Origin of the sequence: Pseudomonas sp. GW460-12-10-14-TSB1, assembly GCF_017349775.1 — a bacterium.
Classification (GTDB): domain Bacteria; phylum Pseudomonadota; class Gammaproteobacteria; order Pseudomonadales; family Pseudomonadaceae; genus Aquipseudomonas; species Aquipseudomonas piscium.
Genome location: NZ_JACNAC010000105.1, coordinates 1 through 9653 on the forward strand (window position 1 = coordinate 1; position 9653 = coordinate 9653).

At 64.8% G+C, this 9653-nt stretch carries 8 protein-coding genes; 7 read left to right on the top strand and 1 reads right to left on the bottom strand.

Annotated elements, in window-relative coordinates; all coding sequences use genetic code 11:
- Positions 1–16 precede the first annotated feature (16 nt).
- The 5 genes from J4D52_RS30115 to J4D52_RS30135 all read left to right on the top strand — a co-directional run bounded on the left by J4D52_RS30115 (position 17) and on the right by J4D52_RS30135 (position 5623).
- Positions 17–1327 (top strand): citrate-proton symporter, encoded by a 1311-nt coding sequence (locus tag J4D52_RS30115; RefSeq protein WP_053277757.1) that lies wholly within the window; start codon positions 17–19, stop codon positions 1325–1327.
- A complete protein-coding gene (locus J4D52_RS30120; protein ID WP_102676749.1) occupies positions 1327–2784 on the top strand; it encodes an amidase in 1458 nt (485 codons plus the stop codon). The genes J4D52_RS30115 and J4D52_RS30120 overlap by 1 nt, the downstream gene beginning before the upstream one ends.
- 86 nt (positions 2785–2870) lie before the next feature.
- Positions 2871–3641, top strand: coding sequence for an IclR family transcriptional regulator (locus J4D52_RS30125; protein WP_102676748.1), 771 nt, complete (start codon positions 2871–2873; stop codon positions 3639–3641).
- Between the two features lie 232 nt (positions 3642–3873).
- Entirely contained in the window at positions 3874–4464 is a 591-nt protein-coding gene (locus tag J4D52_RS30130) for a YceI family protein (RefSeq protein WP_053277760.1), read from the top strand.
- Position 4465: 1 nt separating this feature from the next.
- On the top strand, positions 4466–5623 hold the full coding sequence (locus J4D52_RS30135) for a phosphatidylserine/phosphatidylglycerophosphate/cardiolipin synthase family protein (RefSeq protein ID WP_102676747.1): 1158 nt from the start codon (positions 4466–4468) through the stop codon (positions 5621–5623).
- 135 nt (positions 5624–5758) lie between these two features.
- Here the strand turns inward: J4D52_RS30135 and bglX are convergent, their stop codons facing one another.
- Positions 5759–8089: a beta-glucosidase BglX gene (gene bglX / locus J4D52_RS30140; protein ID WP_063428780.1), complete on the bottom strand. Its 2331-nt coding sequence runs from the start codon at positions 8087–8089 to the stop codon at positions 5759–5761.
- Positions 8090–8341: 252 nt separating this feature from the next.
- Between bglX and J4D52_RS30145 the strand changes: the two genes are divergently transcribed.
- Together J4D52_RS30145 and J4D52_RS30150 are read left to right on the top strand one after the other, a co-directional pair.
- Positions 8342–8950 carry a LemA family protein gene (locus J4D52_RS30145; protein WP_063428781.1) on the top strand — a complete coding sequence of 203 codons (609 nt, stop codon included), beginning with the start codon at positions 8342–8344 and terminating at the stop codon, positions 8948–8950.
- Positions 8951–9023: 73 nt separating this feature from the next.
- Positions 9024–9653: YgcG family protein (locus J4D52_RS30150; protein WP_207272223.1), on the top strand; the 630-nt coding region annotated here is incomplete at its 3' end.

A 9653-nucleotide genomic window follows, 5' to 3' on the forward strand; every position in this document is an offset into this window, starting at 1 on the left:
TAGAAGGACAGCGCTCATGCATACCCCGAGATCCAGTGTTTCGCGTACCCGGCAAGTGGTCGCCGCCGTGATCGGCAACGCCTTGGAGTGGTACGACTTCATCGTCTACGGCTTTCTGGCCAGCATCATCGCCCGGCAGTTTTTCCCCTCCGACGACGAGTACGCCTCGCTGCTGATGGCCCTGGCCACCTTCGGCGTGGGCTTTTTCATGCGCCCGGTGGGCGGCGTCCTGCTGGGCATGTATTCGGACCGCAAAGGCCGCAAGGCCGCCATGCAACTGATCATCCGCCTGATGACGGTCTCTATCGCCCTGATCGCCTTTGCCCCCAACTACGCGGCCATCGGCATGGGCGCGCCGCTGATGATTGTGGTCGCGCGGATGCTGCAGGGCTTCGCCACCGGTGGCGAATATGCCAGCGCCACGGCCTTCCTGGTGGAAAGCGCACCGGCGCACCGCAAGGGTCTGTACGGCTCCTGGCAACTGGTCGGGCAATGTCTGGCGGTGTTCTCCGGTGCGGCGATGGTGGCGCTGGTCACCCATCTGTTTTCGCCCGAGGATCTCGATCTGTGGGGCTGGCGTCTGCCGTTCGTCATCGGCCTGCTGATCGGTCCGGTGGGCCTGTGGATCCGCAAGTACATGGAAGAGCCGGAAGCCTTCGTCGAGGCCCGCAAGCAGGTGCGCGGCAACGGTCCGGGCCTGATGCAGGTGCTACGCGAGCACCGGCGCAGCATCCTGGTGTCCATGGGCCTGGCCTGCGGCGCGACGGTGTCCTTCTACGTGGTGCTGGTGAACATGCCGACCTTTGCCCACAAGAACCTCGGCTTGCCGCTGGACCAGGTGTTGCTGGTGCAGATGTTCGCGGTGGCGCTGATGACGGTGGTGATTCCGTTGTCCGGCGCCCTGTCGGACCGGCTGGGGCGGCGTCCGGTGTTGCTGGCCTTCACCCTGGCGTTTTTTGTCATGGTGTACCCGCTGTACGTCTGGGTGGCCGCGGCGCCCTCGATCGAGCGGCTGCTGGTGATGCAGGTACTGCTGTGCAGCGCCATCGGCGGTTTCTTCGGCCCGGCACCGACAGCGCTGGCCGAACAGTTCCCGGTGCAGGTGCGTTCCACCGGCGTATCGGTGGCCTACAACGTAGCGGTCATGGTCTTCGGCGGTTTTGCCCCGCTGATCGTGACCTGGCTCAGCAAGGTGCTGGGCACCCCGGTGGCCCCGGCGTTTTATGTATTGTTTGCCTGTGTGCTGACGCTGCTGGGCACTTATTGCCTGCATGAGGCACCCAGGGAGAAGAAACCGAGTGCACTGAATTTCGGGGTGAAACCTTGATGGATATCGCAGCACAAGACTTTGGGCCCATCGTTGAGCTGGGCGCCGTCGAACTGTCCCGGGCTATCCACGCCCGCAGGTTTTCCTGTCGCGAAGTGATGTCGGCCTACCTGGACCGGATCGAGCGCTGCAACCCCCGGGTCAATGCCCTGGTGTCCCTGCGCGAGCGCCGGGTATTGCTGGCCGAGGCCGAGGAGCGCGACCGCCAGCTGGACCGGGGCCAATCCCAGGGATGGATGCACGGCATGCCCCAGGCGATCAAGGACCTGGCGGCCACCGCCGGGCTGCGCACGACCCTGGGCTCGCCACTGTTCGCCGAACAGATACCGGCCCACGACGCCATCTGCGTGGAGCGGGTCCGGGCCAGCGGGGCGATCATCGTCGGCAAGAGCAACGTGCCGGAGTTCGGCCTGGGCTCGCAAACCTACAACAAGGTGTTCGGCACCACCGGCAACGCCTATGACCCGAGGCTGAATGCCGGCGGCAGCAGTGGCGGGGCGGCGGTGGCCCTGGCGCTGCGCATGCTGCCGGTGGCCGATGGCAGCGACATGATGGGCTCGTTGCGCAACCCGGCGGCCTTCAATAACGTCTTTGGCCTGCGCCCGTCCCAGGGCCGGGTACCCCATGGCCCGGCGCCGGAGCTGTTCGTCCAGCAACTGGCCACTGAAGGCCCTATGGGCCGCAGCGTGGCCGATATCGCCCGCCTGCTGGCCACCCAGGCCGGGTACGACTCGCGGGTACCCTTGTCGCTGAAGGAGGATCCGGCGATCTTCAACGAGCCCTTGCAGCGGGACTTTCGCGGCGCGCGTCTGGGCTGGCTGGGGGACTTCGACGGCTACCTGGCCATGGACGATGGCGTGCTGGCGCTGTGCGAGTCGGCGCTGGGGGATTTTCGCCAACTGGGCTGCGAGGTCGAGGCCTGCCAGCCGGAATTCTCCATGGCGACGCTGTGGCAGTGCTGGCTGGTACACCGGCATTGGCTGGTCCAGGGCAACCTGGGGCCGCTGTATGCCGATCCGCAGAAGCGCCACCTGCTCAAACCCGAGGCGCAGTGGGAAGTCGAGGGCGGGCTGGGCCTGAGCGCGGCGGATGTCTACCGCGCCTCGCAGATTCGCAGCGACTGGTACCGGGCCCTGGAGCGCCTGTTCGAACGTTACGATTTCCTGCTATTGCCCAGCGCCCAGGTGTTCCCTTTCGATGCAGGGGTGCCGTGGCCACGCTTTGTCGGAGGGCGGGAGATGGACACCTACCATCGCTGGATGGAGGTGGTGATCGGCCCGACCCTGGCCGGCCTGCCGAGCCTCAGCGTGCCAGTCGGCTTCAATCCGGCGGGCCTGCCCATGGGCGTGCAGATCATCGGTCCGGCCCAGGCCGACCGGGCGGTGTTGCAGCTCGGTCATGCTCATGAACAGCTGACGCAGTGGGTCAGGCGCCGGCCGCCTGGTCATCCGTTGTAACCCTCGAACCGGGGTGTGCGGGTTTATCGGGCCCGCATCTTGCTGCGTAAAACGCTCATCCATCCGCTTATCAGGGAGGTCGGCATATGGCCAGCAAGGTAGAAACCGGCAGTGTGCGTTCGGTCGAACGGGCGTTGGCGATCGTCGAACTGCTGGGCCAGCACCAGGCCCTGGGCCTGGAGGAACTGCACTACCTGACGACGCTGCCCAAGGCCACGGTGTCGCGCATGCTCCTGACGTTGCAGGAGCAGGGCTGGATCTATCGCGGCCTGAGCGACCGGCGTTACCGGTTGTGCGCCAGGCGGCTGTTCGGCGACCAGCAGCAACGCTTCAAGCGGCAGCTGGTGGAGCGCGCCGCGCCCTGGTTGCAGGCGTTGAGCGAGCGCACCGGGCTGGTGGTCGACCTGTCGTGTTTCGACGGCGAGCGCCTGGAGGTCATGGAAAGCTCGATCCCGGCGGTGCTGCGCAAACGTTATCCGCATAACTGCCAGATCGTCGGCCACTATTCGAGCCTGTTCCATTCGGCGATGGGCAAGGCGTGCCTGGCCGAGCTGGATCACGACCAGGTCCAGCGCCTGGCCGCCCGCGACCGGGTGCCCCAGGAGGACCAGTACCGCGCCTGCGAACAATCCCAGCATCAGGGGTTCGGCCAGCGTACCGAGGGTTATTGGGAGTACCCGGTGCGGCTGCCGTTCCTGATCCGCGCCGTGGCCTTGCCGATTCGCGACCAGGGCCGGCTGGTGGGCAGCATGGCCCTGCACTGGCCGATGGACCAGGCACCGGTGGAGCGGGTGCTGAGCCTGCACCTGGCCAGCCTCGAGGCGACTGTCCAGGATGTCGAGCGCAGCTTGATCTAGACTCTGCCGCTCGGCTTGGCATTGCGGCGTATCCGGAGCACCGTCTGCCCTGTTCGGGGCCGCGGCGTCGGAATGCACCCATCGCAGCCTGCGGCAGCGGCTACAGGGGACTGGGGATCTTTTTCGTCTTTATGCACTCCGAGTATTCGCCGTTCACGGCCCTGTCGCTGTTTGCAAGCGCACGCGGGCCGGTTAAGGTTCGGCTCAGATTTCTCGACCCCATGAGTCTTCCATGTTCAACGCCTCTTTCCCCAAGGCCCTGGCCGCTTTGCTGCTGGCCTGCGCGGCCTGGCCGGCCCAGGCCAACTGGTACCTGGACAACGAGTCCTCGCGCCTGTCTTTCGTCACCACCAAAAACGCCAATGTCTCCGAAGTCCAGCGCTTCCTGGTCCTGCACGGCAAGGTCGACGCCAAGGGCATGGCGCAGCTGGAAGTCGAGCTGGACTCGATCAACAGCGGGATTCCGCTGCGCGACGAGCGCATGCGCAAGGAGCTGTTCGAGATCGACCGGCACCCCGATGCCCTGATCAATGCGCAGATCAACCTGCGGCCGATCAACGACCTGGCGCCCGGCGCGCAGATCGAACTGCGTCTGCCGGTCAACGTCACCCTGCACGGCAAACAGCACGAATACACCGCCGAACTCCTGGCCACGCGCCTGGACGACCGACGCTTCCAGGTGGTGACCCTGGAGCCGCTGGTGCTCAATGCCGCCGATTTCGACCTGCTGCCGGGGCTTGAAACCCTGCGCAAGGCGGCCGGTCTGTCGGCGATCAGTCTGTCGGTGCCGGTGGGTGCGGTGCTGATCTTCACGGCGCGCTGATATGGCGGGCGCGGTCTTTCCCTGGCGTGAAGGTAATCGCTTCAAGTTGCTGATCGACGGTCCGAGTTTTTTCCCGCGGATGCTGGTGGCGATTGCCCGTGCCCGTGAGCAGGTGGAACTGGAGCTGTACCTGGTGGAGGCGGGCGCCTGTGCCGAAGCCATGGTCCAGGCCCTGACCCAGGCCGCCGAGCGCGGGGTGCGGGTGCGTTGTCTGTTCGATGACTACGGCAGCCTGGCCTTCACCATGGGCCTGCGTCAGCGCCTGATGGGCGCCGGGGTCGAACTGCGTTTCTACAATCGCCTGAGCTGGCGCCGCGGGGTGCGCAACCTGTACCGCGACCACCGCAAGTTGCTGCTGGTGGATCAGGAGCTGGCGGTGGTCGGCGGCACCGGGGTGACCGATGAATTCTGGAACCCGCTGCAGGACAGTTGCGACTGGCATGAGGTCATGGTGGAAATCAGCGGGCCGCTGGTGCTCGACTGGCAGATACTGTTCGACCGGCAGTGGATCGCCAACCGCCATCGCACCGCCTGGAAGCCGGCGTCGAACTTCGGTCTGCCACGCCTGCCGCGGGTGCCGGCCCAGGGCGAGGGCATGGGGCGGGTGGCCTATGCCGACGCCCGGCAACATCGGGACATTCTGCAATCATTGGTGCGCGCGCTGAACAGCGGGCAACGGCGGATCTGGCTGGCGACCCCGTATTTCCTGCCGACCTGGAAGGTCCGGCGCTCCCTGCGGCGCGCGGCGGGGCGCGGGGTGGACGTGCGCCTGCTGCTGACCGGGCCGCGCACCGATCACCCTTCGGTGCGGTATGCCGGGCATCGTTATTACCCGCGCCTGCTGCGGGCCGGGGTGAAGATCTTCGAATACCAGCCGCGTTTCCTGCACCTGAAGATGGTGCTGATCGACGACTGGGTGAGCATTGGCTCGTGCAACTTCGATCACTGGAACCTGCGCTTCAACCTCGAGGCCAACCTCGAAGCCCTCGACCTGCCACTCACCGATGCGGTGGCCGCGAGCTTCCTCGCCGACTTCGAGCAGAGCCAGGAAGTCAGCCTCGAAGCCTGGAAGAAGCGCCCGCTGTGGCGGCGGATCAAGCAGCGGATCTGGGGCTGGGTGGACCGGCTGGTGGTGAACCTGCTCAATCGCCGCGACTGAACCAGTCCTGGCCTGGCTTGTGCTTCTGTAGGAGCCAAGCTTGCTGGCGATGTGGGCAACGCGGTGTGTCAGGGAAATCGCTATCGCGGGCAAGCCTCGCTCCTACATGGGCAGGAGCGAGGTTGAGGGGGAGGGTTACAGCAGTTCGAAGCTCTGTTGCTTGACGTCCCGGGAGTCCAGGCCGATCTCGACCTTGAACTCGCCCGGTTCTGCGGCGTACTTGAGCTGGGCGTTGTAGAACTTCAGGTCGTCTTCGCTGATGCTGAAGCGGATCACCTTCTGTTCGCCGGCCTTGAGCTGCACTTTCTGGAAGTCCTTCAGTTCCTTGATCGGACGGATCATGGAGCCGGCCACGTCCTGGATATACAGCTGCACCACGGTTTCGCCGTCGCGCTTGCCGGTGTTCTTCAGGGTCACGCTGGCGTCGAGCTTGCCGCTCTTGTTCAGGGTGGTCGACGACAGGGCCATGTCCGACAGGCTGAAGGTGGTGTAGCTCAGGCCATAACCGAACGGAAACAGCGGACCGGTGATGTCGTCGAAGTACTGCGAGGTGTAGTTGCCTGGTTTGCCCGGAGTGAATGGCCGGCCAATGGTCAGGTGGTTGTAGTAGGTCGGGATCTGCCCCACCGAACGGGGGAAGGTGATCGGCAGCTTGCCGGACGGGTTGTAGTCGCCGAACAGCACATCGGCGATGGCGTTGCCGCCTTCGGTGCCGCTGAACCAGGTTTCCAGGATCGCGTCAGCCTGTTCGTTCTCGTCGAGCAGCGCCAGCGGCCGGCCATTCATCAACACCAGCACCAGCGGCTTGCCGGTGGCCTTGAGGGCCTTGATCAGCTCGCGCTGGCTGGCCGGGATGTGCAGGTCGGTACGGCTCGAGGACTCGTGGGACATGCCCCGCGATTCGCCCACCGCGGCTACCACCACGTCAGCCTGCTGCGCGGCTTTCACCGCTTCGTCGATCATCTGTTGCGCCGGGCGTGGATCGTCCACCACTTCCGGGGCATCGAAGTTGAGGAAGTTCAGGTAGTCGACCACTGCCTTGTCGGCGGTGATGTTCGAGCCACGGGCGTAGATCAGTTGCGCCTTGTCGGCCAGGGCATTGCTCATGCCGTCGAACAGGGTGACCGACTGCGCCGGCACGCCGGCGGCGGCCCAACTGCCCATCATGTCGATCGGCGCCTTGGCCAGCGGGCCGACCAGGGCGATCTTGCCGGCCTTTTTCAGCGGCAGGGTTTCATTGGCGTTCTTCAGCAGCACCAGGCTGCGGCGTGCCACATCGCGGGCATCGCTGCGGTGCAGGCGGCTTTCGGCGTTGGTCTCGGCCGGGTCTTCTTCGGCCTTGCCGATGCGCAGGTAGGGGTTGGCGAACAGACCCATGTCGTACTTGGCGGCCAGCACTTCGCGCACGGCGTTGTCCAGGTCGCGCTGGCTGACGTCGCCGGACTTGATCAGCCCCGGCAGTTCCTTGGCATACAGCGAGTCGTTCATGCTCATGTCGATGCCGGCCTTGATCGCCAGCTTGGCGGCTTCGCGGCCGTCCTTGGCGACGCCGTGGCGCATCAGTTCGACGATGGCGCCGTGGTCGCTCACCGCCAGGCCCTTGAAGCCCCACTCCTTGCGCAGCAGGTCGTTCATCAGCCAGGTGTTGGAGGTGGCCGGCACGCCGTTGATCGAGTTCAACGCCACCATCACCCCGCCGGCACCCGCGTCGATCGCGGCGCGGTAGGGCGGCAGGTAGTCCTGGTACATCTTCACCGGGCTCATGTCGACGATGTTGTAGTCGCGACCGCCTTCCACCGCGCCGTACAGGGCGAAGTGCTTGACGCTGGCCATGATGCTGTCGGCGTTCTTCGGGCTGTCGCCCTGGTAGGCCTTGACCATGACCTTGGCGATGCGCGAGACCAGGTAGGTGTCTTCGCCGAAGCCTTCGGAGGTGCGGCCCCAGCGCGGGTCGCGGGAGATGTCGACCATCGGCGCGAAGGTGATGTCCAGGCTGTCGGCGCTGGCTTCCTGGGCGGCAATGCGCCCGGAGCGGCCGATGGCGTCCATGTCCCAGCTCGACGCCAGGGCCAGGGGAATCGGGAAAATCGTGCGGTGGCCGTGGATCACGTCATAGGCGAAGAACATCGGGATCTTCAGCCGGCTGCGCATGGCCGCGTCCTGCATCGGCCGGTTTTCCGGGCGGGTGATGGAGTTGAAGGTACCGCCGATGCGGCCGGCGGCGATTTCCTTGCGGATCATCTCGCGGGGCATTTCCGGGCCGATGCTGATCAGGCGCAACTGGCCGATCTTTTCATCGAGGGTCATCTGCTTGAGCAGGTTGTCGATGAAGGCGTCCTTGTTCTGCAGGACGGCATCGGAAAAGGGTTTTTCCTGGGCCGATACCGGCGTGGTGGCGGCCAGGGCAGGGTGACTGGCCAGGCTGACCAGCAAGCCCAGCAAGCCCAGCAAACACAGCTTCTTCATGAATATTGTTCTCTAGGGCCTAAAACAGACGCGATCAGTACGCGCCGAGCGGCCGAAAATTGGGGGAGTGGCTAATAAGGAACGACTATTGTTGTTCGGATAAATGCAGCACACTTCTGAACTCTTTTTCGCGCTGGGCATCTTTTAGCCGATTGGCCCGATGCAATCCAGTGGTGGCGGCAGATTATGTCGATGCACTCGATTCAAAGGGTTACAGGTTCCATCCCCTAGGTTGCAAGGAGCGTCACCACCATGAACGTACGACAGAGCCTCCGCTCAAGCTGGCCCGTGATGGCATTGCTGCTGCTCAGCAGCCTGCTCAGCGGCTGCGGGATCAACAACATCCCGACCCTCGACGAACAGGCCAAGGCGGCCTGGGGCCAGGTACAGAACCAGTACCAGCGGCGTGCCGACCTGATCCCCAACCTGGTGGAAACGGTCAAGGGCTACGCCAAGCATGAGCAGGAGACCCTGACTGCGGTGATCGAGGCGCGGGCCAAGGCCACCTCGATCCAGGTCGACGCCAGCACCCTGGACAACCCGGAAAAACTCAAGCAGTTCCAGCAGGCCCAGGACCAGCTGACCGGCGCCTTGAGCCGGCTGATGGTGGTGTCCGAGCGTTATCCGGACCTCAAGGCCAACCAGAACTTCCTGGCCCTGCAGTCGCAGCTCGAAGGCACCGAGAACCGCATCGCCGTGGCCCGTCGCGATTTCATCCTCGCGGTGCAGAAGTACAACACCGAGATCCGTACCTTCCCCGGCCGCCTGTGGCACAGCGTGATGTATAGCAATCTGCCGGTGCGCGAGACCTTCGAGGCCACCAGCCCCGACGCCGACAAAGCGCCAGAAGTGAAGTTCTGATCAGCAGCGGCTGCCCGCGGATCGCGCGAGCGGTCGCGGGATCCGACCCGGCGTTACCACGGATGAGGTTCCAATGCGCGTGTTGAGAGTTGGCCTGGTGCTGTTGCTCTGGGTGTTTGCGATAACGGCCCAGGCCGAGCTGAAGTTCCCGGCGCTGAGCGGGCGGGTGGTGGACAACGCCCAGATGATCGAGCCGGCGGTGCGTCAGCAACTGACCCAGGAGCTGGCCTCCCACGAGCAGTCCACCGGCGAGCAGGTGGTGGTCGTGACCCTGCCGGACCTGCAAGGCACCAGCATCGAGGATTTCGGCTATCAACTGGGGCGCTACTGGGGCATCGGCCAGAAGGACAAGAACAACGGCGCCTTGTTGATCGTCGCCCGCGATGATCGCAAGCTGCGCATCGAAGTCGGTTACGGCCTGGAAGACCGCCTGACCGACGCGCAAAGTTCGGTGATCATCCATCAGGTGATCACCCCGGCCTTCAAGGCCGGCAATTTCAGCAAGGGCATCAGCGACGGCGTGTCGGCTATGTTGCTGGTGCTGGGCGGCAATCCACTGGACGAGCCGAGCACGGCCTATGAGGGTGGCGGCGAGCGCGGCAGTGAGTTTTTCGATCGGCACCCCGGCGCCCTGGTGTTCCTGGTGCTGCTGTTTATCGTGACGATCTTCGTCTGCCAGTTGCTCGGCATCCTGCCCAGCGGT

Bases quoted from the DNA above. Each gene is read 5' to 3' on its own strand.
- J4D52_RS30115 (WP_053277757.1), top strand. From the start codon at position 17: ATGCATACCCCGAGATCCAGTGTTTCGCGTACCCGGCAAGTGGTCGCC.
- J4D52_RS30120 (WP_102676749.1), top strand. From the start codon at position 1,327: ATGGATATCGCAGCACAAGACTTTGGGCCCATCGTTGAGCTGGGCGCC.
- J4D52_RS30125 (WP_102676748.1), top strand. From the start codon at position 2,871: ATGGCCAGCAAGGTAGAAACCGGCAGTGTGCGTTCGGTCGAACGGGCG.
- J4D52_RS30130 (WP_053277760.1), top strand. From the start codon at position 3,874: ATGTTCAACGCCTCTTTCCCCAAGGCCCTGGCCGCTTTGCTGCTGGCC.
- J4D52_RS30135 (WP_102676747.1), top strand. From the start codon at position 4,466: ATGGCGGGCGCGGTCTTTCCCTGGCGTGAAGGTAATCGCTTCAAGTTG.
- bglX (WP_063428780.1), bottom strand. From the start codon at position 8,089: ATGAAGAAGCTGTGTTTGCTGGGCTTGCTGGGCTTGCTGGTCAGCCTG.
- J4D52_RS30145 (WP_063428781.1), top strand. From the start codon at position 8,342: ATGAACGTACGACAGAGCCTCCGCTCAAGCTGGCCCGTGATGGCATTG.